The sequence below is a fragment of the Exiguobacterium sp. EF_C8 genome (assembly GCF_054956715.1).
In genome coordinates, this window is record NZ_CM143264.1 from 560,772 (window position 1) to 583,683 (window position 22,912).

Genomic DNA, 22,912 nt, shown 5'->3' on the forward strand with positions numbered 1-22,912 from the left:
ATGTGCAAATCGTGTGCAGATGAAGTGACAGTTTCGTTTATCGGCATTGATTATGTTTTTTTTCGCTATACTAAAATGGAGAGATAAGGAGGGAAACGTCATGCGTCGTATTTCATACTCGGTCGGAGGAATCGTTCTTGCGGCATTTTTAATTTGTGGCAGTGTATTGTTCGGGACTTTATATTATCAGTTGTCTCAAATACGAACACAGGAAGTGGTGGATGGTTTGCTGAACCGAGGGAATACCCATCGTGATGTCCTGGTCGATTCCTACGACCAAACGACGATGCGTCATGTCAGTATGATGGAAGCGAACTCATCCTTTACTGTCGTGATCACCGATGCAAGAGGGAAACAACTCGAAGCATCACGTCCTTTGACGAGTGAGATGAGACGTGTATTACAACATACAGATTTTGATTATCGTCAACGAGGAAAAATCGTAACGATGCGTAACTTTTTAATGACGGACAGTCCCATCACCATTGACGAGGAACATCGTGGTCATGTCTTCATGTTCGCTTCTAAAGCAATCGTGGATCACGTACTTGATCCGTTGAAACAGCAGTTTTTCCAAGTTGGTCTGCTTGCACTTTTATTGGCAGGTGCTGCAAGCATTTGGACGACCCGAATCATTTCTCGTCCGTTGATTCAGATGGAAAAAGCGACGGCGCGTCTATTGGATGGGGGAAGTGGAGAGTTGCCAATTGATCGAAAAGACGAACTGGGACAATTGGCGCGTTCGATTCAGCAGTTAAAACAGGATCTCGATTTTTTAAATCGGGAACGATCCGAATTTTTAGCAAGCGTATCTCATGAACTACGAACACCATTGACATATATAAAGGGATATGCGGATATTCTCAAACGCCAAACATTGACACCGGATGAACAACGACGCTACATCACGATCATTCGAGAAGAAAGTCAGCAAATGAATGAATGGATTGAACAACTATTTTGGCTGGCACGAATTGATGCCAATGCTTTTATGATGGAACGAAAACCTGTCGATGTCGAAGACTTGATTCATCAAGTGATACGATTGATGCGTCTAGACATCGAACAAGAAAATATTTCTTTTGAGATAGAAGGTGAGCCATTACAAGTGATGGGTGACGCTCAGCAACTCCGTCAGATGATTGTAAATATCATTGAAAATGCACGTCGACATACGACGTCGGGAACAATCATCGTTCGTTATGGTGTCAACGCAGTAGGGGCTTTCATTCAAATCGAAGATACAGGAGAAGGGATTGCTGCAGACTCCTTACCTCATGTAACGAAACGGCTCTACCGAACGGAAACATCGCGTTCTCGAAAACATGGAGGAACTGGAATCGGACTCTCCATCGTTGAAGCAATTGCGCAGACACATGGAGCTGAATTGAACATCAAGAGTCAACTTGGACATGGAACACAAGTGACACTGCAGTGGAGGGAGAAATAAAATGCCGCATGTATTGATTGTAGATGATGAACCGAGAATGCTTGAACTGTTAAAACTGTATATTCAGCCGTATGGGTACACGTGTCAGCTTGTGGATTCTGCGCAACAAGCTCTTGAGCTCTGCTGTCAGAACGTATTTGATCTTATTTTATTAGACGTCATGATGCCAGATATGGACGGATGGACATGTTGTCGTCTCATTCGAAAACACTCTAACATCCCGATATTGATGGTTACGGCACGGAATCAGCGGGAAGACATCATTCGGACACGGGAAGTAGGGGCGAATGATTACATATCAAAGCCGATTCAAGAAGGAGAACTGATCGGACGAATGGAAGTTTTATTACAGCAGCGGCATGCTGGTCTATCCTATGACCGGGAAGGCTATCGTTGTTGTTACCTCCAACAAACGATTTCGTTAACGAAGACGGAGTTTGAATTGTTAGGTGTATTTTTAGATTCTCCACGACGTGTTTGGACGCGGAATCAGCTGACGACGATGTTATGGGGAGCGGAAGCGTCTGTAGACGAGCGGACAATCGACTCGCATATCAGACATTTAAGAGAAAAACTACGTGTTTGCGGTTTTCCAATCGAACAGCATCTGGAAACGGTTCGCGGAATCGGATACCGCTGGATACACTAGTAAGAAGGAGATTCAAACATGACGACACTCTATTTCGTACGGCACGCACATTCGACATACTCACCGGATGAACGGAGACGTCCACTTTCCGATAAAGGACAGGCAGATGCAAGACGTTTACTTGAAACGTTTCAAGAAATTCCAATCGACAGATTCTATAGTAGTCCGTATCAGCGGGCAATCGAGACGGTTGCACCGCTCGCGGAGGCACGTCGACAACCAATTATTGAGGTAGAAGAACTAAGAGAGCGATTACTAGCACCTGGAGAGCTTGACGGTTTTCAGGAGGCGGTTATGTATGTATGGCAACATCCGAACGATAATCCATTCGGGGGCGAAACGAACAAAGAAGCAGCGCAACGCATTCGGCAATTCATCGATGAACTGGTGGAGAAGCATTCCGACGAAATAGTTGTTCTTGGAACACATGGAAACATCATGGTGTTACTTCTCGAAACATTCGATCCGACATTTGATTATACATTTTGGAAATCCTTACCGATGCCAGCCGTGTGCCGGTTGGAAGTGAAATCAGGAGGAGAGGTAGATATTCACGTCGTACCACTTTTGACGAATGTAAAGTAAAAAAGAGGCGGAACTGATGAGTAAATCAGTTTCCGTCTCTTTTGTAATCAAAGAAATCTTAAGGCGTAGGAATAGCACCTTCATGTTTTCGGATCAAATCAGCTGTTAATTGACCGGATAAGGTGACCATCGGCACACCGCCGCCTGGGTGTGTAGAACCACCAACGAAATAAAGTCCTTCGTATAACTCGCTCTTCGATGGAATCTTGAATCCACCATTTTTCTTCCGATCAGCTGCGACACCATAAATCGATCCACCGTTTGGACCATATAAGTCCTTCAGATCTTCTGGGGTGAAGCGATATTCAAACTCGATTGATTCCCGAAGACCGTAAAGTCCCATTCGTTCGAGTTTATCAAGAACAACTTCACGATAAGCATCCCAGTCGACCTCACCTTTTTGGAGTGTTAGAGGAGGGACATGCGTCAAGACGAACAGATTATCTTTTCCATCGGGCGCTTGCGAAGCATCAGATTTCGACGAAACCCCGACATAAATCGTCGGATCCTCAGGAGGCGTTCCTTCTTTGAACATTTGAGCGAATTCGCGCTCTGGATTTTCTGAGAAAAAGAAGTTGTGATGTGCTAGTCCACTATACTCACGGTTCACACCAAGTAATAATACGAGTCCAGAAACAGAGGGAGCAAACGATGCCTGTAATTTTTTTGCCTGCTTCCGGGCTTTTTTCTCAGGTACGATTCGTTCGTAAGTCGGGATGACCTCAAGATTTGAGACGACGATGTCGGCTGCATGGAACGTACCATTCGAAAGGACACCAACTGCTTTTTTATTTTCAAGGACGATTTGTTCAACCGGTGAGTTGAGATGCACCGTGACGCGGAGCTCGTCAAGCAATCGTTTCATAGCACGCGCGATTTGATACATCCCGCCTTTAACATAATAGATGCCAAGCCCCATCTGTACATAAATCATTTGATTGAAGACGGCTGGCGCTTGATAAGGGTTGGAACCGACATACATGACCATGTAGTTGAACAGCTGTTCGAGATACGGATTATTGAGGTGTTTTTTTGTTCCGGTCGCGACGGTGTTCATCGGGTCCATCTTTAATAAATCAGACATCGTATGGTATTTTTTTAAGTCCTTTAAATCTTCGAGACTGTATTTATAAAAGCTGTCGAGACATAAGTCATACATTTGTTTTGAGTACCGGAACAATTCGACGAAATCCGCTCGTGACGAAATTTGCTCGACTTCTTCAAGCATTCCAGGTAAGTCACCTTTGACGTCGATTTTTGTTCCATCTTCAAAAAAAGTACGCCATTGCGGTTCAATGCGTTCGATTTCTAAGTAATCATCTAAGTTACGATGAACACTTGAGAAGAGTTGTTCGAGTACCCAAGGCATCGTTAAAATCGATGGACCAGTATCAAAAGTAAATCCTTTCCCGCTGCGCTGATTTAGTTTCCCACCGACGTTTGCATTTTTTTCAAGCATCGTGACTGCGTAACCATCTCCAGCTAAACGAATGGCAGCAGACATACCGGCAAGACCAGCTCCAATGACGATTGCACGTTTCTTCAAATGGATCACTTCTCCTTTTAATAGATGAATGGAATCAAACGTTTTCGTTTTGCAGCCCACATCGTATAGGCAGGTCCGAAACCTTTTGTCAACATCGCTTCCTCGATCCGGATTCGATAGAGTAGGAAAAAGAACATGAGCACTCCAGCGAAAGCGAATAGGACCATTTGTCCCGTGAACAGAGGAAAGCTGATCGTGATCAACAATAATCCACTGTACAATGGATGGCGCAAGAAACGATAAGGACCACTACTGACAAGCTTGTCATCAGCTGCGACGACGACGTGACGAGTGAATTGTTGTTTTAAGTGGAGAATTCCCCAAAGGCGTAAAGCGACTCCACTCCACAACAGCAGGCAGGAAGTGATGCGCAACCAGGGAGAAACAGTTTCGTCCGCAAAGAGGAAAGAGCAGACGATCGTTCCACTCAAGACAAGGAAAATCAAATAAAAACTTACTTGTTCTGCGGCGCCCGACTGGGAATCGGATCGATTCCGAAAACGAATCATTTCACTGATCCAACAGACGCTACCAATGCTGAAGATCCATTCCCACAATGTCACGTACGCTCCTCCTTTCTGTTTCAGAACTTGTTTCGAAAGCGCATTCAACGTTATTTACCCATTGCAATTCACCCTTAAGCTACATTTAGAAAACTTCAGAAATACTTCATTTTCATGACAAGCATTCCGAATGAACCCTGTTTGAAAAAAATAATGGTATTCTAATCTAAAATATGGATGCAGATCCTCATGCATAAAGGAGATACACGATTCATGAAATACATCAAGACACTCATCACGACATTGGCATTGACGGTAGCCTGTACGTCGACTTATATATCAGAAGCTGAGGCGGCGACTTCTTCTTATCGTCAAGCCAAGACATCCCTTCATTTACGTCAAGGGACATCAGTCGAGCAACCGAGTATTGCAGTCATTCCGACAGGGATTTATGTAACAGAACTATCAAAAATCGGTACGTGGTCCAAAATACAGTACGGAACGAAGATTGGCTATGCGAGTACGAAATATCTGTTGACGGATGAACAAATCGGTGGGAAACGTATTGGCAAGACACTCATCGCGAATAAGAACTTAGCACTCCGTTCGACGTACGCTCCTGGAGAGAATCAGCAAGCGCGTGCAGCTTTTGAGAAAATGCGCTTGGCAGCAAAAAAAGAGGGGATTACGCTGGTCGCATTTAGTACATACCGTTCGTACGCTTACCAAAAGGCATTGTTTGATAAATATGTCGCGCGAGATGGATATGAAAAAGCGAGTACTTATAGTGCGGAGCCAGGAAAAAGCGAACATCAGACAGGACTCGCTTTTGATATCGGGGGAGCAGATTCTTCTAAATACGCGATGTTCAGTTTTGCGAAGACGAAAGAGGCGAAATGGCTGTTCGCGAATGCGCACCGGTATGGTTTCCATCTTCGTTATCCATCTGGTAAAGAATCGTGGACAGGTTATACGTATGAAAGCTGGCACTACCGTTATGTAGGGGCGACGCTTGCTGCTCGCCTGAAACTCAGTGGGTTGACAATGGAAGAGTATTTTCATCTTGCTCCTTGGAAACCAGTAAAGACTTCGACATCTTAAAACATGATAAATAGAGGGTGTTGGATTCATCTATTATTCGTCTTGAATGAAAGAGATGGACTGTTTGACAATGACCGGCATGCTGATTGGTAGCTGAACATGACGGTACATTGGAGCAGACGGATGAACCGTTGGAATCATAAGCCTCACACTATAAAAAGCCCATCGCAATCCAAGCGATGGGCTTTTTTGATGTTCACTTAATTGGTTGTTCGTTCTTTTTTCGCTTTTTTGAAGAAGAACAGTTCATAGACGACTGGAACAATGATGAGTGTTAACAACGTAGATGTCGTTAACCCCCCAATAACTGTTAGGGCGAGACCTTTTGAGATCAATGTCCCTGAAGAAGTTGTTAATGCGAGTGGTACCAATGCCATGATCGTTGCGAATGCGGTCATCAGGATTGGACGCAATCGTGTTTTACCCGCTTCAATCAATGATTCGCGAATTGGCATACCACGACCAACGTTTTGACCAATACGGTCGACGAGAACGATGGCATTCGTGGTGACGATACCAATTAACATTAAGAAGCCGATCATGACACTGACCGATAATGGTTCATTTGCCAAGAAGAGCGTGACGAGTGAACCGATTGGAACAAAAATCAGTGAAGACAAGATGATGAACGGAATTCGTGCTTTTCCGAACGTGATCAGCATCGTCAGGTAAACAAGCCCGATTGCAACGACAATCGCGATTCCGAGGGACTGGAAGATTTCGACTGTATCATCATTCCCACCACCACTTGTCAACGAGACACCGTCTGGTAAATTAATTTTTTCGACCTCTGTTTTTACAGCATTAGAAACGTTTTGTACGTCGTCTCCTTTAACTTGTCCGGAAACGCGAGCATACACTTTTCCGTCGAGCTTTTGAATTGATGTGAAGGTCTCAACTTCTTTGACGGTCGCGACATCTGTTAGAGCAACAGGACCGTTTGCTGAGAACAGTTGGACGTCTTCGAGATCTTTCTTCGAAACGAGTCCTTTTTCATAAGACAATTGTACATCTTGATCTTTATTATCAAGATTCAACGTGCCAACAGTAACAGGCTTCGTTTGATCATTGACGGTCCCGAGGATCTGGAAGCCGGATAGTCCACGATCACTTGCTTTTTCAGGATCGATTTCAACGAGGAATTGCTTTTGTTTTTCGCTGAAGTTGTTTGTGATATATTTTAAATCACTATTTTTGGACATATTATCCTCGACTAATTTCGCAGCTTTTTGAAGCGCTTCAAGATCGTTCGAGAACAGGTCGACATCGACGTTGTTGTTCGACGGAGGACCACCTGTTGATAATTCAGCTACGCTGATTTTGACATTGACGTTTTCCTCTTGAGCGATGTCTTCCATCTGTGTCTCAAGTGATTTGATCGTTTTCTCAACGTTCGCGCCGTCCTTCAGGTTCAAGAAATAACTTGCTTTATTATCGAGACGTAAGCCTGTCGTAAAGTCTCGTGCTCCGACAGACGTCGTGACGTCAGCGATTGCTTGTTCTTTATCAAACATCTGTTCCATCTCAAATGAGACGTCGCTCGTTTTCTCGAGCGATGTGGCAGCCGGAAGTTCAAGCGATGCCGTTAGTGTCTTTGAGGCTTCGTTCGGAATGAACGTAAAGCCGAGACGTGGAACGATCGCTAGAGAACCGCCGAGAAGAATGAACGATACAATTAAGATCGTCGCCTTATGCGAGAGTGACTTTTCAATCAGCTTGCCATACCACCGTTGAAGAGCACCTTCTTTTTCTTCTGCTGGAACCTTCTTAAAGGCAAATTTCGCAAGAATCGGTACGATCGTGATCGCAACGAGTAGTGAAGCAAGTAATGAGAAAATAATTGTCAAAGCAAACGGTAAGAAGAACTTACCAGTGATTCCACCGACGAATCCGATTGGCAGGAAGACGACGACGGTCGTTAGCGTCGATGACGTGATTGCTTTTAGAATCTCTTTTGTCGATTGTTCGATGATCTCATCCGTCATACCGGATTCGGATTTTCGGACACGCCGGAAGATGTTCTCGATAACGACGATACTATCATCAACGACACGACCGACTGCAACGGCCATCCCGCCAAGTGTCATGATGTTCAGAGAAATATCTTGCCAGTTCAAGAAGATAGCAGCAATGAGTAACGATAAAGGAATCGAGACGATGGCAATAATCGTTGCGCGAATATTTCGTAAGAACAAGAGTACAGCGAGAGAGGCAAAGAGGGCACCAAGTAATCCTTCTTTGACGAGTGTCGCGACGGATTCCTCGATATCCTTCGCTGAATCGATCCCAATCGTATAGTCGACTTGATCGTCATATTTATTAAGGATCTTCGTGACTTCATCTGCGATTTCGACCGTATTGGCATCTTGTTTTTTCGTGATTGCCATCGATAAGGAATCTTTTAAATCGTAACGTGTTTTTTCGCTTTGTTGCGAGACTGCTTCGATTTTTGCAATATCTTCTAGACGAATCGGTTCTGCAGGTTCAGACGCCTGATCTGTAGCTGCTCCACCTGTTGTACTTGGTGGTCCTTGTGTTGCACCTTGTGGTGGGCCGCCAGCAGATGAATCACCTGTTTGATTGCTACTAGCTGAACTAGTCGCACCTGCAACAGGTGTCAATTGTAGATTTTTTAGTTTATCTAGATTTTCTAGTTTTTCCTCAACGCGAATCGGTATTTTTGAATCATTTTCTGATAGCTGACCAGATGGGAACGAGACATACTTTCCGTTGATTTGTTCCTTGATACTTGAGAGCGAGAGTCCTGCTTCTGTTGCTTTCTGATTATCGACGGTGATTTGAACGAGATCATCTTTGTAGCCACCAACGGAAACGCTATTGATTCCTGGAATCTTATTAAGTTCAGGTTCGATATCGTCCTTGAGGATTTTTTCGATGTCTTTACCATCCTTGCTAAAGAAAGAGATATTATAGATTGGGAACGATCCAAAGGACAGACGATTTAATTTCGTCGTTGCTTCCTCCGGTAGATTCGCATCTTGGATTGCAGCATCAATCTGTTGTTCGACTTTATCCATATCAGTATCGAACGGGAATTCGATGTTTAAGATACCGATGCTTTCATAAGAAGAGCTTGTCAGCTTAGTAGCTCCTTCGATTCCTTTCAAGGCAGTTTCAAGCTTCGAGACGACTTGTTTATCGACATCGTCGGGCGAAGCACCAGGATATACTGCTTCAACAGAGATTTGAGGAAATTCGATTTCTGGGAACTGATCGACTTTTAATTTCGAGAAAGAATAGACGCCTCCTAAAACTAAAAGAATGGCGATGATGAAAACAGCCACCGAATTCTTTAAACTGAATCGGGTTAAAAAGTTCATATGAACACTCCTTTCGTTTATATGTGCTTATTTACATAGTAGAGGACACTCATAGAACCCGCAACTTTAAAACTGTTTTATTCAAAAAGATCTTTTTGAAAAAAGATAATTTTTTTTGTTAAAAAGGCTTTACACCTTTCGATATGCTGCTATAATAAAAATATACCCAGTAACAACACAGCATGATTCTGTAGCTCAGCTGGGAGAGCGCTACCTTGACAGGGTAGAGGTCGCTGGTTCGAGCCCAGTCAGAATCATACCGAAATCGTTCCTTTTCGAAGGAACGATTTTTTTTGCATTAAAAAAACTATTCCCGAAATCAATCAGGAATAGTTGGAAGGTAGAGATATTATTTTATTGGATTTCGAGATGAAGATCGCCACGCTTCGTCCAGCCTGCGACAGTCGTCAATCGATAGAAGACGAGTGTCAAGACGCCAGGTAAAACGACACCAGTCAAGAAGAAGATAAGGAACGCCTGAGGACCTTGGTTGACGAAGATATTGAGTGGCGCAATCATCGAATTTAAACCGAGTCCAGCGAGTTCATATGGTACTTTCAAAGAGAGAAGAAGCGTCGCTACAGGAGCTGAAATCATCGCTGCGAGAAACGGTGCAACGACAAGACGTGGATTTTTAACGATATTCGGGAATTGTACTTTAGGTGTGACAAAGAAAGAAGCAATCAAACCACCGGGATCCGTCTGACGATATGCCATCAATGTGAAGCCAACGAATTGAGCGGAACAGCCAATGAGTGCAGCGGCACTTGCCACAGGATCAAGCTGTAAAGCAATAGCGAGTGCTGCAGACGAAGCAGGAGACATCAATAAGACGCTAAAGATAAGTGCAATGACAAGGGACGTAGCAATGGGAGACGACTCGACTGAAGCGGTGATCATAGCGCTGAATTTTGTAAGGAGTGGCGTCGTTACGGCAGCAGCACCGATGCCGGTCACGCCACCAGCAAGGACAGCACTCATCGGGATGACCATCATGTCAAATTTCGTTTTTCCAGTCATGCGTTTTCCAACGTATACAGCGACCGCAGCTGCGAGTAACGCACTGATTGGCTGACCGGGTACAAGAACGAGTCCAGAAGCAGTCGATTGAAGCGCAGCACCACCAATCGTCGCTGCGATCATCGCGCTGAACAGGACAAGTGTGTTTCCTCCGAGCTGAAAGGCGATACCGGCACCGAGTGCAGGAGCAAGCAGTACTTTTGCGACGCCGCCAATCGTCAGCAGCATTTGGATATGTAAAAAATTGCCGAGCGTCTCAATCAGGAGTCCGACACCGAGTGTTACAAGAACGGCATTCGCCATTCCAGCTGATACTTTTACCATTCGATCCATCGCATATTCTTTCAACGTTGTCATCCTCTCTCTATCTATCTCTATTTTTTGCCATGAAAAAAGCCTATCCATTTTTGGGATAGGCGCCACTCATTCTGTGCGGGCGCCTCGTTCGATGCATCGAAAGGAGGGCCCAAAAATCATTTCCGTTTCATCATCGGAAAAGTTTTCAGTCCCTTATGCATAGAATAATCAGTCGTCCGGCTTGGTTAAATGGCTGTTGCGTCGGAATCATTCGATCGTACCCCTCTCTGTGAATTTTTCTAAGCCTAACATGCTTCTAGTCAATAATCAATATTTTCTGACAATTTATTTTTCTTTAAATCTAATAGGAATTCACGCTAATATCGGGAAATCCTAATGTACTAACAATGGAGGCGTTTACATGAGAGTGATGATTTTTACAGATATTCACGGGAATGCTTCAGCATTGCGTGCCGTGTTGTCCTACCTCGATCAGTCTTCAGACATCGATGCTGTATATTGTCTCGGTGATCTCGTCGGTATCGGACCTGAACATAATGAGGTCATCGATTTGTTAAGGCAGCGGCCTGATATTCAGACGATTTCTGGGAACCATGATGAATGCGTCCTTGCTTTGATTCATGGGGATGTCTATCCCGCTAGTTACCAACATGCGAAAGAGCACCATCAATGGATTGCAGATTCATTGACGCAGGAGAATCAGAGTTATTTGGAGCGTTTACCGCGTGAATTGAATGTCACCCATCAGGAACAAACGATGTATCTGACACATTATGCCTATGCCGATCAGACGAAGAAAATCGGTGAGGAACCCTTAAAGCCAGCAGTGGATGGAACAAAAGAAAGCTTACCCGTCCTTTTTTCTGGAAATGAGGCGCGAATCATTGGCTTTGGTCACCACCATCCAGCACAACAAGTTGAGACGGAGCAAACGCTGTACATCAACCCTGGAGCGGTCGGATGTCAGGAAACAGCTCTTGCCCCAGTAGCAATCCTCACTTTAGAAAAAGGACAAGTTCGTTCGGAGATCCTGACGATTCCTTACGATGACCGCCCATTTCTAAATGTACTCAATACAACAGAAATGCCGGAACGTGAATTGATGCGACGTCTCTTCTTCGGAAATAGATCATGAAAAAAACCTTCATGAATAGATCATGAAGGAAGTCGATCATGCAGACAGTTTCGTCATGATTGAGACGAGGCAGACGATAATCAGTAACAGGATACCGATATTTCGTTTCAACGAGTGGCGTGACCAGTAGAAGAATAGTGCAAGGACAGGGGCCACGAAAAAGGCAAGAACAAGACTGATCAGTGTTGCAAGAAATAAAACAAATATCCAGAGCTTGCTCGTTGTCCGGTAAACCTGCCACATGTCGTAAAGCGACATAAGTGTATAAGCGAGTAATACAAAGATGATTCCGGTCGATAAACTCAAAACGATCATCACTCCATTCCTTTTTTAGTATAAGGGAAGGAGCAAAGATGACTATATGTCTTACAGGAAAAAACGTGACGAATCGATGAACGTACGACTAAACGCTGTAATGAAGGAAAAGGAAAGGACATTCATGTCAGATATGTATCGCCTTTTTTTCTGTTTCCAGATATTTTAATCATGCTTGTATTACTGATTGGAATAAGTGGGTATATCATCGCGCAACCATTCAGTTGGTCCATGTTGCTATTCTTTTGCATCGGATTGATCGTCATGTTGCTTGCTTACGAGTGGAAGCATTATGTGGCGCATGTTTTGCTAAAGCCGAGAACACGCTTTGGGAAATGGATGAAAAAACAGTCTTATCCAGCCAAGCGACACGTGATTTAGAAAAAGAATTGAATAATAAAAAACCGTCGATCCATGGATCAGCGGTTTTTTATTCATAGAACGCGCAACATGGCACGTCGAATCGTATCGAGTTCAAGTGGACGCGCAATCGATGGCCATTCGGCGATCAACGCGATATACGTTCGAAAGATCAGGAAGGCCGTGACATCGACCGGTATGTCGCGATCGTCTTGACCAAGACGAGTCTCAAGTAATGTCTTGATATATTCGACGACATGTCGTTCAATCCGCATCCGTAATTCCTGCATCTCTTGTAATTTTAAGTTGCGTGTTTCTTCGATGATTTGAAGAATGAATAAGTGTTGTTGCTGATGATAGACGATGGCGTCGATCATTGCTTGTTTATTTTCTTCTACGGTCGCCTGTTCGACGTAAGCGCGTTCTGCTTCTTCTTTCATCTCTTGCAACACACGTGTTACGAGTGATTCAAACAGATTGAGTTTACTTTCGAACAATTGATAGACGGTTGGTTTTCCGACATGAGCGCGTCGGGCGACACGCTCGATCGTCGTTCCCTTATAACCGAGTTCTGAAAAGCAAGCCATTGCTGAGTCGAGTATCAAAGTTTCTTTATCAGACTGTGTCATGTTGTTTTCGTCTCGCTTTCGTTGAGAGTAGAATCCGTTTGGCTCCGAGCCCTCCAACGAAGCTGATGATTAATGCGACGACTAATATGGTCGCAAGGACTTGACTATTGGATACAAGGGCATCCGTCACACCGAGTCCAAGCGCTTCGCGGAATCCACCGACCGAATATGTCATCGGTAAGAAAGCATGAATCGCTTGGAAGAACCCTGGCGTCATTTCGACAGGGAACGTTCCACCACTACCACCGATTTGAAGAAGGAGTAGTAAGAAGGCAAGGAACTGTCCGACGCGACCGAGTAGCATCGCGAGCGTGAATAGAATGGTAATGAACGTCATACCTGTCAAGGCAGCGAATCCATAGAGCGCAGGGACACTCGCGACATCAGCATCCAGTACATAGACGATGGCTGTGGCCGCTGCGACACCTTGTAATGCGCCAATCGGTAAGATAAGTGATAATTTACCGACGAGGAAGCGCCATGTCAGACGCTCACCATGTTCGGGTCGAATCTGATAGACCGACGAGAACATCAAGGCACCTGCGAACAAGGCAATACTAAGGATATAAGCTGATAAACCAGAACCGTAATTATTGACCGTCGAATAGTCATGTTCTTTTAAGACGACGGGTTCTGCTAGCATATTATCCCGCTCTTTTGTCGGCTTGACCGTCGCGTCTTTAGCTCCTTTGCTGAGCTCATCCTTCAGTGTTTTAGCTCCATCTTCAAGTTTCGTGTTGGCATCCGCGATTTTTGAAGCACCCTCGGTCGTTTTGCCGATACCATCTGTAATCGTAGAAGAACCAGATGCCAATTGTCCTAATCCGTTATTCAACGCGCTAGCCCCAGCTTGAAGTTGATGTGTACCATCTGACAGTTGGTTTGCGCCGTCAGCTAGTTGGGCACCGCCTGTTGCGGCTTTATGCACACCCGCAGTATACTGACCGAGTTTTTCATTGAACGTCTGTTGTCCACTAGCTAATTGTTGTGCGCCAGACTCGACTTGTTTCGCACCATCGACGAGCTTCAATTGTCCAGCGTTTAGTTGCGATACAGCAGACTGGACTTGCTGACCACCTGCGGCGAGTTGACCGATTTTCTTCGTTGCTTCTGTTGCTTGAGCAAGACTCTGATCAATTGCACCTTCTTGGGCAGCAAGACTTTGAATATTTTCTTCTAATGAACCAATAGAACCGAGTAACGTTTGTTTTTCTTCATCCGATAACTGTTCAGAAGCAGAAATAACTTCTTTTAGTTGAGCGACGTTTGTCTCAAGTGCTTCGCGACGGGCCCGTAAGTCCTGTTTCGCCTGTTCAGCATCTTGATTGAGTTGTGTTAAAAAGGCATTCGCAGCTTGTGCTTTTTCATCCAGTTGATTTAATCCGTCCGTCAACTGAGGAATTTTTTCATTAAGCTGAGCAGTACCCGCAGCCAGTTGTTCTGCCCCTTGGCGTACCTGTGTTGAGCCACCGCTGAGTTTTGTTGCGCCTTCTTGAAGTTGCGCGGCACCTGCCTGTAACTTGCCACCGTTTTCATCGAGTGTGTTCAATCCAGAAGATAGCTCACCCGTTTTTTGAGCGAAGAGGGTGGTCTTTCCGTCGAGTGTCGTGACACCATCACTCAGTTTTTTCGAACCTTGATTCGCTTCCCCGAGTTTTTCGGACAGTGTCAGACTGCCATCTGCGAGTTTTCCAAGATTTGTTGCTAGTGTTCTAGCGCCATCCGCTGTTTTATGGTTACCGTCCTCGAGTTTAGAGGAACCGTCCGACGCTTTTTCCATTCCGTTTGCGATTTTCTTTAACGCACCGAATATAGCACTACTATATTGTTTCGTAACGGATTTTCGGATTTTTTCGTTTAACTGTTTTGCGGCAGTACTCGAAATTTGTGTTCCCGAGTAGTTTTTCGCTGGATTCAAGTAATATTCTAACTCAATCTTCTTCGGGTGATCATCGAGTAGTGTCGTTGCATTTTTAGAAAAATTCTTTGGAATGACAACTGTCATGTAGACTTTTCCGTCACGCAATTCTTTCTCTGCCTTATCCTGAGATAAGAACTGCCAATCAAAATCATCATTTTTTTTGAGTTTATCGACGAATTGATCCCCGATGTCGACTTTCTCTCCTTTAAAATTTGTCGCCTGATCTTCGTTGACGATAGCGACCTTAATATCTTCTGTACGACCGTACGGGTCCCAGAATGCAGATAAGAAGATGGAGTTGTAAAGAAACGGTACGAGGATGAGGGCGAGAATAACGACGATCATCATCGGACTCTTCAATTTCTTCCATTCTGAGCGAAACATAAATACAAATCCCCTTTCTAAAACTCAAAACTAATTTGAGTTTTAGGTTTTGATGAGATTTACTTTACTCTCTTCATTATAAAAAATCAATCGATAATTCCAATTTCACACAAAAAAACGACTCACGGAGAGTCGTCTCTAGAAAATGATTAAGGAATTAACAGTAACTTTCCTGTACTACGTCGGCTTTCTAAAAAGTCATGCGCTGCTTTTCCATCAGATAAAGCAAAAATTGTCGGAGAGGACAGGTTAAGGTGACTAGATAAAATCCAATCAAACAGCTCACCCGATCTGCGGATGCGTTCCTCAGAAGACGTTAACACATTCCAAAGGTCGCCACCTGTTAATGTTTTGGATGTATCCATTAAAAAACGTGGATCGACAGGTGCGGGATCACCGCCTGCCATACCATAGAAGACGACGGTCCCATGTACTTTCGTTACATGGAAACTGTCCATTAGCGTAGAACCGATAGACTCATAAACGACATCGACCCCTCTACCAGAAGTTTGTGTAAGCACTTGCTCGACCCAGTTCTCTGAGTACAAATAGACAGACTCACAACCGGCAGTTTTTGCGATCTGTGCCTTATCGGGAGAAGAAGTTAAGCCAATCGGAGTTGCACCAAGTAAACGAATGAGTTGTGTCAGTAATTGCCCCACGCCACCGGCAGCAGCGTGAACTAAGACGGTATCTCCTGGTTGAACGTGATAACTGTCGCGAGTCAAATAATGTGCCGTCAATCCTTGTAATAAGACAGAAGCTGCTGTTTCGTATGAGATACCGTCAGGAAGCGGAATCAATTTATCAACGGGTGCCGCCACGTACTCAGCGTTCGCAAGCGGAACGTCCGCAAAAGCAATCCGTTGACCTACATGGAACGTTGAAACGGCTGCACCGATTGCGGTGATGACTCCTGCTCCTTCGTAACCTAAAATATAGGGAGGCTGTCCTTCTAAATGATAGTTTCCTTTTCGACGATAAATATCTGCAAAATTCAGACCGATCGCTTTCATTTCAATCAGAACTTCCTGTTCGCTGATTGTTGGCGTTGGCACGTCTTCGAAGCGTAATACATCAGAACCTCCGAATTCGTGGAATGTTAATGCCTTCATCTCAACACATCCTTCTTTTAAATCTGCTTATAGTATAAAGCAGAACATCTGAAAATGATGGACAGATGCGTTACACTAGAAAAAAAGAAGAAAGAAGGGACGTTATGAAACGTGTCTTAATGGGAGGCATTCGCTTTTATCAAAAAGTCATTTCTCCCATGAAACCAGCCACATGTCGATTCTATCCGACGTGTTCCCATTACGGGATGGAGGCAATTGAACGTCATGGTGCAGTAAAAGGGAGTTATTTGACGACACGCCGTTTGCTCCGTTGCCAACCGTTTCATCCAGGAGGTCTCGATTTCGTTCCAGAACCTGATCAGTTTAGTTGGAAAGCGCCGTTACAGCGAGAAAATCCCCGTGAGAAGGTCGAAGTCACTGTGGAATAAGTCATGTTAGGGTTTATGTTAATAGTTTAATGAATGAAGAAAAAGGGGGGGTGTTACCGGAAATCATCGGTAACACCCCCCCCCCTTTAATTGTTTCATTTGTTGAACGCTCATAGTTTACCTGTTAAAAACTGTGCTTCACCGAGACCGAAACTCCAGTCCGCCGCATCATTTTCGACGATTGAAACCATTAAATCAGTCGGAGCAAGTCCACAATTTGCTTCTAATCGTTCAGCGAGCAATTGATAGAGACGTTGCTTCTTCTCTTTCGTCCGCGTTTTACTTGTCACACTGATAAGGACGATATCTTTACTCCGCTTAAAACCAAGACCTGTATCTTGAATGACCATTTCGTGGGCTTTGTGTGTATGCACGATTTGATACCGATCACGTTCCGGCACGTCGAATGCTTCGACCATCGCGTCATGTGCAGTGTTGAGTAACGCGTTCAACTCTTCTTCAGAACGTCCTTCAATGATGTCGAATCGTAATAATGGCATAACCGTTCAGCTCCTTTTTTAAGTATGTAGAGCAGGGAAGAGTTCCCTGCTCTCGATTATTTATTCAAAGAATGGTTTGTATTGGCGTCGATCATGCATGACGGACAACCATTGTACAGTTGAGAATTCTTCAAGTACCCATTCACCGTTAAAGCGACCAAGTCCTGAATCTTTTTCACCACCAAATGGCATATGTGGCTCATCGTTGACCGATTGGTCGTTGATGTGAATCATACCTGTCTCGACTTCCAGTGCAAAAGCGGTCGCACGTTCAATAGATGAACCGTGCACTGCACCACTCAATCCGTATGGAAGAGAGTTTGCGATTTCAAGTGCCTCTTCATCTGTATCGAATGGGATGATGACGGCAACTGGTCCAAAGATTTCATTTTTAGCAAGCGGCATATCGTTCGTGACGCCTGTGACGACAGTTGGCGCAATGACGTTGTCTTTTGCTTCTCCACCTACACGAACGGTTGCACCGGCAGCTTTTGTTTTTTCAAGATCTTCAAGGATGCGTTCGACTTGTGATTGATTGATGAGTGGTCCGACTTGTGTCCGGTCATGTGATGGATCACCATACTGTAATTCTTTCACACGAGCAACGTATTTTTCGACGAACTCATCATGAATCGAAGAAGCGACAAGAATTCGGTTCGTCGACATACAGATTTGACCTTGATGATAGAACTTGCTGTAGACAGCAGATTCAACCGCACGATCGAGATCAGCATCATCAAGTACGACGAAGACGTTGTTTCCGCCAAGTTCAAGCGCTGTTTTCTTCAGGTGTTTACCGGCAAGTTCTCCGATGTGGCGACCGACTTCAGTTGATCCTGTAAAGGAAATCAAGCGTGGGACAGGGTGTTCGACGATGGCGTCACCGATTTCTGAACCACGACCGACGATAACATTTAAAACACCTTTTGGTAATCCAGCTTTTTCAAACAGGCTAGCGAAAATTAAACCGCCTGAGACAGGTGTGTCTGTTGCCGGTTTAACGACGACTGCATTCCCAATAGCGATAGCAGTAGCGATCGACCGCACAGCTAAGTGGAACGGGAAGTTCCATGGACTGATGACACCGATGACGCCAAGTGCTTTACGATAGATTCGGTTTTCTTTGCCTGGTACGACCGATGGACGAATTTCACCGTGCATCCGTAATGGGAAGGTAGCAGCTTCCTTTACGATCAAGACTGAGGCAAGGAATTCACCTTCCGCTTTAATACGTGTACTTCCTGACTCTTTGATTAGCCAATCGATGATAGTCTCTTTTTCTTCGTACAACACCTTCAGGAAGTTTTCGATGAGACCTTGGCGTTTTAAGGCAGGAACTTTCGCCCAGTCTTTTTGAGCAACTTGAGCCGCTTCATACGCGTCATCTAAATCTTGTTGGTTCGCGGCAGAAATCGTAAAGAGCTCTTCTCCAGTGAATGGATTTGTGTTCGTCATGTTGCTGTCACTTGCGCCTGTGCGCCACTGACCGTCAATATAAATCTTCGTAAAATCCGTATGCAATGTAGCTTCGTTTTGTTGAGCCATCTCATTTCATCCTCCATTCGTTATTATAACAATTAAGTTATTCACGTTATGAAAAGAAGTAAAACACATCCATACACTTCTACCAAACATATTGCTCAAAATCAGTCAGTCAAGCGGGTTTTAAAGAACTTTAAACCAGGAATTTAACCAATATAATGCTATAAAAATGAGTGGGATCGTTCTTTTTTAGAAGGACGATTGAAACAAGCGCTTGATGAAACCTTTGCCTCTTCACGTTCGTAATAAAAGCAAGAACTTTAGAAGAAGGGAGGGATGGAAGTGACAATTTTATTATGGAGTCTAATCGTCGTGTGTTTTCTCGTCGCTTTTGCAGGACTCGTATATCCGATCATCCCAAGTGCGCCGATTTTAGTGGTAGGCTTTTTGATTTATGGATTCGGATTCGGTTTCTCTGAATTATCGATTAGTTTTTGGGTGATTCAAGCGATTTTTATCATTCTCTTGTTCACACTGGATTATCTCGTCAGCGCCTACACTGTTGATCGACGGGGAGGATCTCAAGCGGCTAAAATCGCGACGACAGTGGGATTGATTGCTGGACCGTTTATTTTACCAGGAATCGGACTATTGATTTTCCCGTTCGTCTTTGCCATCTTGACGGAAAAAATCATTAGTAAAAAAACATGGCAAACAGCCGTTTCAGTAGGAATCGGTACGGTTCTCGGTATCTTATCAAGTGCGTTGTTAAAGGGAATCGCGATGTTGCTCATGATTGTAATCTTCATCCTATACGTGGTCTGACCGATTGAAATCGTGTCTTCAAGTACACATTTTGCAAAAGTTCCGTTATAGTATGAATATGAAAAAGTAAGGAAGCTTTGAAAGAATAAAGCTTCTTTTTGCTGTAAACGACCAGATGCCTTTGCATCTGGCTTTATATTAATGGAGGTGAATCCCCTTTCTTCGGGGAAACGATTGGACAGTACACACTCAATGGAGACATTCGACACGACGACGATCATTATTCGACTACTCGTCATTGCACTACTCATCATTTTAACCGCTTTTTTTGTTGCCGCCGAATTTTCGGTCGTCAAAATGCGAATGTCTCGAATCGATCAGTTGATTACAGAAGGAAGCAAGACTGCGAAAGTAGCGAAGCGGCTACTTGAGAATTTGGATTATTATTTATCAGCCTGTCAACTTGGAATTACCGTGACAGCGCTTGGTCTCGGGTGGTTAGGAGAATCGACGGTAGGTGCGATTCTCAGTATGTTGTTCGAAGAAATCGACATCCCAAACTCCGTTTCGACGATCATTTCGTTCGTCCTTGCATTCTCAATTGTAACGTTTCTTCATGTCGTGCTTGGAGAACTCGCTCCTAAGTCCTTGGCTATTCAAAAGACGGAAGCCATCACGATGTTACTCGCACCACCGCTTTATTGGTTCGGTAAGGTCATGAAACCTTTCATTTGGACATTGAACGGTTCAGCCCGGGTCATTCTTCGTTTGTTTGGTGTTGAACCTGCTGGTCACGAAGAAGTTCACTCGGAAGAAGAAATTAAAATCATCATGACGCAGAGTTACAAGAGTGGAGAAATCAACCAGACCGAACTTTCCTACATGCAAAATATCTTCTCGTTCGATGAGCGGATCGCGAAAGACATCATGTTACCGCGGACAGATTTAATCACGATTTCGAACGATGCATCGATGGAGGACATTATTCGTCTCGTTGAAGAGTATCAGTTCACACGTTATCCGGTAGCGGAAGAAGGAGATAAGGATAAAATACTTGGCTTCATCAATGCAAAACAATTATTTACGGACCATATGGCGAACAAGGGGAAAGCATTAAGTTATTATATCCACAACTTGCCGATCGTATCCGAGTATTCACCTCTTCAAGACGCGATGCTGAAGATGCAGGTGGAACGGACGCCAATGGCACTCGTCATTGATGAATACGGAGGGACAGCTGGTGTCATCACAATGGAAGACATATTGGAGGAAATCGTCGGAGAAATCCGAGATGAATTCGATAAAGATGAGAAAGCGGATATCGAACAGATTCATGAGCGATTATACCGGATTTCAGGTCGTGTCTTGATTGATGACTTAAATGAACGCTTTAACCTAGGTATTGAAGAAGAAGATATTGATACGATTGGTGGTTGGGTCATGGCACAGGATACAGAAGTATCAAGTGGTCAAGAATTCCGCTATCAAGCGTATACGATCAAGGTCATGGAAGTCGATAACCACCAAGTGAAGTCGATTTATCTTCAATTGCCTGATCAAGAAGAAGTTGCAACAGAGGATATCGGATAAAATAGCAAAATCAAAAGACGATGGACATTAAGTTCATCGTCTTTTTTCGTTATTGAAAGAATGGCAGGGTAAAGGGATTGAACACTCCTTGTGTTTATCTCCGCCAGTGACGGGTATTACTGTTTATGTGGCAAAAAAGTCTTTTTTAATTCAACAGGAAAAGGGGTTTTCTATCATGTCAAACGTCATTCTTACTTCACGCGCATCTGCAGTCGGTGGTCGCGACGGGAAAGTCGCTTCAGATGATAACGTCATTAATCTTGATTTAGTCATGCCTGGAACAAAAGGCAAAGAAGACATTCCGACATCAAACCCGGAACAGTTATTCGCAGCAGGATATGCCGCTTGTTTTGATGGTGCCTACAATTTGATGGCGCGCCAAGCGAAAAAACGAGTCGAGACGCGGACGAATTCAGAAGTCAGCCTCTTACAGGACGAAGCGGATAACGGTGTGAAAATTGCGGCGAAACTCGTCGTCGAAGTCGTTGGGGTATCGCAAGAAGAAGCAGAAGAACTACTTGAGAAGACACACAATTTCTGCCCGTATTCAAAAGCGACTCGTGGCAACATCGATGTTGACCTTTCTGTTAAAGTCGTCGATTCGTTATAAGAAATGCATCCTTAAGGAGGGTTTTCGATGGCACCAAAAGAAACCGATCGTCCAAATGAAAAATTGGAAGATGAACGGGATCGTCTGTCTGATAAAGAACGGAAACTGACAGAGGAGCAGCAAAAGGAAATCCTAAAAGGGAAAAACGAGATGCCAGATGATCCGGTTTCTCCACGAGATCGCGGAGAAGATCCGATTTAAATTCAAACAACTTGGGAGATGAATCACATGTCTAAAAAAGTAGCAGTCGTACTCGCCGATCATTTTGAAGATGTAGAATTCACTGGACCGGTTGATGCGTTAAAAGAAGCGGGGCACGACATTACTGTCATTGGTGCCAAAAAAGGTGCAGAGCTTGTTGGTAAACAGGAAGATGCAAAAGTAACCGTTGATCTCTCAATTGATGAGACATCGGCGGCAGACTATGATGCCCTTTTGATACCAGGTGGATTTTCACCAGATTTACTACGCGAAGATGAGCGTTTCGTCTCATTCGTCGAAGAATTCGATATGTCAAAAAAACCGATCTTCTCGATCTGTCATGGACCTCAGTTGATGATTAACGCCAAAATCGTTAAAGGAAGAAAAATGACAGGTTATAAATCAATTCGCATCGACCTAGAAAATGCTGGAGTAGATTTCGCGGACGAAGAAGTCGTCGTTGATGATAATTTTATCTCAAGTCGACAACCGGATGACATTCCTGCATTCAATCGAGAAATCGTTGCAAAACTCGGCTAATCGTATAAAACAAAAATCAGCACTGCGTTGTCGCAGTGCTGATTTTTTTATGAGTTCTCTGGATAATCACAGAGTTCCGTGATAACCCCATGTGAATGACGAGGGTTCATATAAATCAGTCGTCGTCCAAACGGCGTCGTTCGATACGTATCTTCTAAAAATGTTAAGCCTTGTTGTTTTGCTTCGGCGATTGCTTGATCTAAATCATCAACACGGTAGGCAATGTGATGGACTCCTTTTCCACGTTGTTTTAAAAAACGAGCGATTGGACTATCCTGGCTAGTTGGTGTCAACAGCTCGATATGCGCATCATCGAACTCGATGACGGCGATGTTGGAAGCGACACCAGGTGCGGGGTTTGAGTACTCTTTTGTTAATGTTCCACCAAGTACTTTTGTATAAAATGAGATTGCTTCTTGCATATCGCGAACGGCGATGCCGGTATGATCTAGTTTCATCTGAT

At 44.2% G+C, this 22,912-nt stretch carries 22 protein-coding genes and 1 tRNA gene; 12 read left to right on the forward strand and 11 right to left on the reverse strand.

Annotated elements, in window-relative coordinates; genetic code table 11:
* Window positions 1–100 precede the first annotated feature (100 nt).
* The 3 genes from ACY2IG_RS02955 to ACY2IG_RS02965 are packed head-to-tail and all read left to right on the forward strand — an operon-like array spanning window position 101 to window position 2,684.
* Window positions 101–1,450: a sensor histidine kinase gene (locus ACY2IG_RS02955; protein ID WP_290788024.1), complete on the forward strand. Its 1,350-nt coding sequence runs from the start codon at window positions 101–103 to the stop codon at window positions 1,448–1,450.
* Between the two features lies 1 nt (window position 1,451).
* Window positions 1,452–2,099, forward strand: coding sequence for a response regulator transcription factor (locus ACY2IG_RS02960; protein ID WP_290788021.1), 648 nt, complete (start codon window positions 1,452–1,454; stop codon window positions 2,097–2,099).
* A gap of 18 nt (window positions 2,100–2,117) precedes the next feature.
* On the forward strand, window positions 2,118–2,684 hold the full coding sequence (locus tag ACY2IG_RS02965; protein ID WP_290788018.1) for a histidine phosphatase family protein: 567 nt from the start codon (window positions 2,118–2,120) through the stop codon (window positions 2,682–2,684).
* Between the two features lie 58 nt (window positions 2,685–2,742).
* Here ACY2IG_RS02965 and ACY2IG_RS02970 read toward each other — a convergent pair whose 3' ends face one another.
* Window positions 2,743–4,230, reverse strand: a complete 1,488-nt coding sequence (locus ACY2IG_RS02970; protein ID WP_035412432.1) for a phytoene desaturase family protein — start codon at window positions 4,228–4,230, stop codon at window positions 2,743–2,745.
* Window positions 4,231–4,247: 17 nt separating this feature from the next.
* Window positions 4,248–4,793, reverse strand: coding sequence for a methyltransferase family protein (locus ACY2IG_RS02975; RefSeq protein WP_311247023.1), 546 nt, complete (start codon window positions 4,791–4,793; stop codon window positions 4,248–4,250).
* A gap of 213 nt (window positions 4,794–5,006) precedes the next feature.
* Between ACY2IG_RS02975 and ACY2IG_RS02980 the strand changes: the two genes are divergently transcribed.
* A complete protein-coding gene (locus ACY2IG_RS02980; RefSeq protein WP_047395064.1) occupies window positions 5,007–5,834 on the forward strand; it encodes a D-alanyl-D-alanine carboxypeptidase family protein in 828 nt (275 codons plus the stop codon).
* Window positions 5,835–6,034: 200 nt separating this feature from the next.
* Here the strand turns inward: ACY2IG_RS02980 and ACY2IG_RS02985 are convergent, their stop codons facing one another.
* Window positions 6,035–9,175, reverse strand: coding sequence for an efflux RND transporter permease subunit (locus ACY2IG_RS02985; protein ID WP_462618348.1), 3,141 nt, complete (start codon window positions 9,173–9,175; stop codon window positions 6,035–6,037).
* Between the two features lie 184 nt (window positions 9,176–9,359).
* Between ACY2IG_RS02985 and ACY2IG_RS02990 the strand changes: the two genes are divergently transcribed.
* Window positions 9,360–9,432, forward strand: a tRNA-Val gene (locus ACY2IG_RS02990).
* A gap of 97 nt (window positions 9,433–9,529) precedes the next feature.
* Here ACY2IG_RS02990 and ACY2IG_RS02995 read toward each other — a convergent pair.
* Window positions 9,530–10,552, reverse strand: coding sequence for a PTS transporter subunit IIC (locus tag ACY2IG_RS02995; protein ID WP_290788004.1), 1,023 nt, complete (start codon window positions 10,550–10,552; stop codon window positions 9,530–9,532).
* A 361-nt stretch (window positions 10,553–10,913) separates the two neighbouring features.
* On the opposite strand from ACY2IG_RS02995, the gene ACY2IG_RS03000 reads away from it, so the two are divergent.
* Window positions 10,914–11,648 carry a metallophosphoesterase family protein gene (locus ACY2IG_RS03000; RefSeq protein WP_462618349.1) on the forward strand — a complete coding sequence of 245 codons (735 nt, stop codon included), beginning with the start codon at window positions 10,914–10,916 and terminating at the stop codon, window positions 11,646–11,648.
* A 36-nt stretch (window positions 11,649–11,684) separates the two neighbouring features.
* On the opposite strand, the gene ACY2IG_RS03005 is transcribed toward ACY2IG_RS03000, so the two are convergent.
* The 4 genes from ACY2IG_RS03005 to ACY2IG_RS03020 form a co-directional block, all read right to left on the reverse strand.
* On the reverse strand, window positions 11,685–11,963 hold the full coding sequence (locus ACY2IG_RS03005; protein ID WP_056063494.1) for a hypothetical protein: 279 nt from the start codon (window positions 11,961–11,963) through the stop codon (window positions 11,685–11,687).
* A 434-nt stretch (window positions 11,964–12,397) separates the two neighbouring features.
* On the reverse strand, window positions 12,398–12,910 hold the full coding sequence (locus ACY2IG_RS03010; RefSeq protein WP_462618350.1) for a TetR/AcrR family transcriptional regulator: 513 nt from the start codon (window positions 12,908–12,910) through the stop codon (window positions 12,398–12,400).
* A gap of 28 nt (window positions 12,911–12,938) precedes the next feature.
* A complete protein-coding gene (locus tag ACY2IG_RS03015; protein ID WP_462618351.1) occupies window positions 12,939–15,221 on the reverse strand; it encodes a YhgE/Pip family protein in 2,283 nt (760 codons plus the stop codon).
* 185 nt (window positions 15,222–15,406) lie between these two features.
* The gene (locus tag ACY2IG_RS03020; RefSeq protein WP_035412456.1) at window positions 15,407–16,372 is read right to left on the reverse strand and encodes a quinone oxidoreductase family protein; all 966 of its coding nucleotides are present in this window, start codon (window positions 16,370–16,372) and stop codon (window positions 15,407–15,409) included.
* A gap of 104 nt (window positions 16,373–16,476) precedes the next feature.
* Between ACY2IG_RS03020 and yidD the strand changes: the two genes are divergently transcribed.
* On the forward strand, window positions 16,477–16,761 hold the full coding sequence (gene yidD, locus ACY2IG_RS03025; protein WP_035412458.1) for a membrane protein insertion efficiency factor YidD: 285 nt from the start codon (window positions 16,477–16,479) through the stop codon (window positions 16,759–16,761).
* 110 nt (window positions 16,762–16,871) lie between these two features.
* Here yidD and ACY2IG_RS03030 read toward each other — a convergent pair whose 3' ends face one another.
* Both ACY2IG_RS03030 and ACY2IG_RS03035 read right to left on the reverse strand, forming a co-directional pair.
* Window positions 16,872–17,261, reverse strand: a complete 390-nt coding sequence (locus ACY2IG_RS03030) for a tautomerase family protein (RefSeq protein WP_462618352.1) — start codon at window positions 17,259–17,261, stop codon at window positions 16,872–16,874.
* A 60-nt stretch (window positions 17,262–17,321) separates the two neighbouring features.
* Window positions 17,322–18,806: an aldehyde dehydrogenase family protein gene (locus ACY2IG_RS03035; RefSeq protein WP_081780441.1), complete on the reverse strand. Its 1,485-nt coding sequence runs from the start codon at window positions 18,804–18,806 to the stop codon at window positions 17,322–17,324.
* Window positions 18,807–19,079: 273 nt separating this feature from the next.
* On the opposite strand from ACY2IG_RS03035, the gene ACY2IG_RS03040 reads away from it, so the two are divergent.
* The 5 genes from ACY2IG_RS03040 (at window position 19,080) to ACY2IG_RS03060 (ending at window position 22,449) form a co-directional block, all read left to right on the forward strand.
* Window positions 19,080–19,568 carry a DUF456 domain-containing protein gene (locus tag ACY2IG_RS03040; protein WP_231496923.1) on the forward strand — a complete coding sequence of 163 codons (489 nt, stop codon included), beginning with the start codon at window positions 19,080–19,082 and terminating at the stop codon, window positions 19,566–19,568.
* Window positions 19,569–19,760: 192 nt separating this feature from the next.
* Window positions 19,761–21,098 (forward strand): hemolysin family protein, encoded by a 1,338-nt coding sequence (locus tag ACY2IG_RS03045; protein WP_056063508.1) that lies wholly within the window; start codon window positions 19,761–19,763, stop codon window positions 21,096–21,098.
* 175 nt (window positions 21,099–21,273) lie between these two features.
* Entirely contained in the window at window positions 21,274–21,708 is a 435-nt protein-coding gene (locus ACY2IG_RS03050) for an organic hydroperoxide resistance protein (RefSeq protein WP_035412467.1), read from the forward strand.
* Window positions 21,709–21,735: 27 nt separating this feature from the next.
* Window positions 21,736–21,909, forward strand: coding sequence for a hypothetical protein (locus ACY2IG_RS03055; protein WP_197026247.1), 174 nt, complete (start codon window positions 21,736–21,738; stop codon window positions 21,907–21,909).
* A gap of 27 nt (window positions 21,910–21,936) precedes the next feature.
* Window positions 21,937–22,449 carry a type 1 glutamine amidotransferase domain-containing protein gene (locus ACY2IG_RS03060; RefSeq protein WP_035412470.1) on the forward strand — a complete coding sequence of 171 codons (513 nt, stop codon included), beginning with the start codon at window positions 21,937–21,939 and terminating at the stop codon, window positions 22,447–22,449.
* 47 nt (window positions 22,450–22,496) lie between these two features.
* Here ACY2IG_RS03060 and mce read toward each other — a convergent pair whose 3' ends face one another.
* A complete protein-coding gene (gene mce / locus ACY2IG_RS03065) occupies window positions 22,497–22,907 on the reverse strand; it encodes a methylmalonyl-CoA epimerase (RefSeq protein ID WP_035412473.1) in 411 nt (136 codons plus the stop codon).
* Window positions 22,908–22,912 lie beyond the last annotated feature (5 nt).

Excerpts from the sequence above, each read along its gene's own strand:
- ACY2IG_RS02955 (WP_290788024.1), top strand. The coding sequence starts at position 101 with ATGCGTCGTATTTCATACTCGGTCGGAGGAATCGTTCTTGCGGCATTT.
- ACY2IG_RS02960 (WP_290788021.1), top strand. The coding sequence starts at position 1,452 with ATGCCGCATGTATTGATTGTAGATGATGAACCGAGAATGCTTGAACTG.
- ACY2IG_RS02965 (WP_290788018.1), top strand. The coding sequence starts at position 2,118 with ATGACGACACTCTATTTCGTACGGCACGCACATTCGACATACTCACCG.
- ACY2IG_RS02980 (WP_047395064.1), top strand. The coding sequence starts at position 5,007 with ATGAAATACATCAAGACACTCATCACGACATTGGCATTGACGGTAGCC.
- ACY2IG_RS02985 (WP_462618348.1), bottom strand. The coding sequence starts at position 9,175 with ATGAACTTTTTAACCCGATTCAGTTTAAAGAATTCGGTGGCTGTTTTC.
- ACY2IG_RS02995 (WP_290788004.1), bottom strand. The coding sequence starts at position 10,552 with ATGACAACGTTGAAAGAATATGCGATGGATCGAATGGTAAAAGTATCA.
- ACY2IG_RS03000 (WP_462618349.1), top strand. The coding sequence starts at position 10,914 with ATGAGAGTGATGATTTTTACAGATATTCACGGGAATGCTTCAGCATTG.
- ACY2IG_RS03005 (WP_056063494.1), bottom strand. The coding sequence starts at position 11,963 with ATGATCGTTTTGAGTTTATCGACCGGAATCATCTTTGTATTACTCGCT.
- ACY2IG_RS03010 (WP_462618350.1), bottom strand. The coding sequence starts at position 12,910 with ATGGCTTGCTTTTCAGAACTCGGTTATAAGGGAACGACGATCGAGCGT.
- ACY2IG_RS03015 (WP_462618351.1), bottom strand. The coding sequence starts at position 15,221 with ATGATGATCGTCGTTATTCTCGCCCTCATCCTCGTACCGTTTCTTTAC.
- ACY2IG_RS03020 (WP_035412456.1), bottom strand. The coding sequence starts at position 16,372 with ATGAAGGCATTAACATTCCACGAATTCGGAGGTTCTGATGTATTACGC.
- yidD (WP_035412458.1), top strand. The coding sequence starts at position 16,477 with ATGAAACGTGTCTTAATGGGAGGCATTCGCTTTTATCAAAAAGTCATT.
- ACY2IG_RS03030 (WP_462618352.1), bottom strand. The coding sequence starts at position 17,261 with ATGCCATTATTACGATTCGACATCATTGAAGGACGTTCTGAAGAAGAG.
- ACY2IG_RS03035 (WP_081780441.1), bottom strand. The coding sequence starts at position 18,806 with ATGGCTCAACAAAACGAAGCTACATTGCATACGGATTTTACGAAGATT.
- ACY2IG_RS03040 (WP_231496923.1), top strand. The coding sequence starts at position 19,080 with ATGGAAGTGACAATTTTATTATGGAGTCTAATCGTCGTGTGTTTTCTC.
- ACY2IG_RS03045 (WP_056063508.1), top strand. The coding sequence starts at position 19,761 with ATGGAGACATTCGACACGACGACGATCATTATTCGACTACTCGTCATT.
- ACY2IG_RS03050 (WP_035412467.1), top strand. The coding sequence starts at position 21,274 with ATGTCAAACGTCATTCTTACTTCACGCGCATCTGCAGTCGGTGGTCGC.
- ACY2IG_RS03055 (WP_197026247.1), top strand. The coding sequence starts at position 21,736 with ATGGCACCAAAAGAAACCGATCGTCCAAATGAAAAATTGGAAGATGAA.
- ACY2IG_RS03060 (WP_035412470.1), top strand. The coding sequence starts at position 21,937 with ATGTCTAAAAAAGTAGCAGTCGTACTCGCCGATCATTTTGAAGATGTA.
- mce (WP_035412473.1), bottom strand. The coding sequence starts at position 22,907 with ATGAAACTAGATCATACCGGCATCGCCGTTCGCGATATGCAAGAAGCA.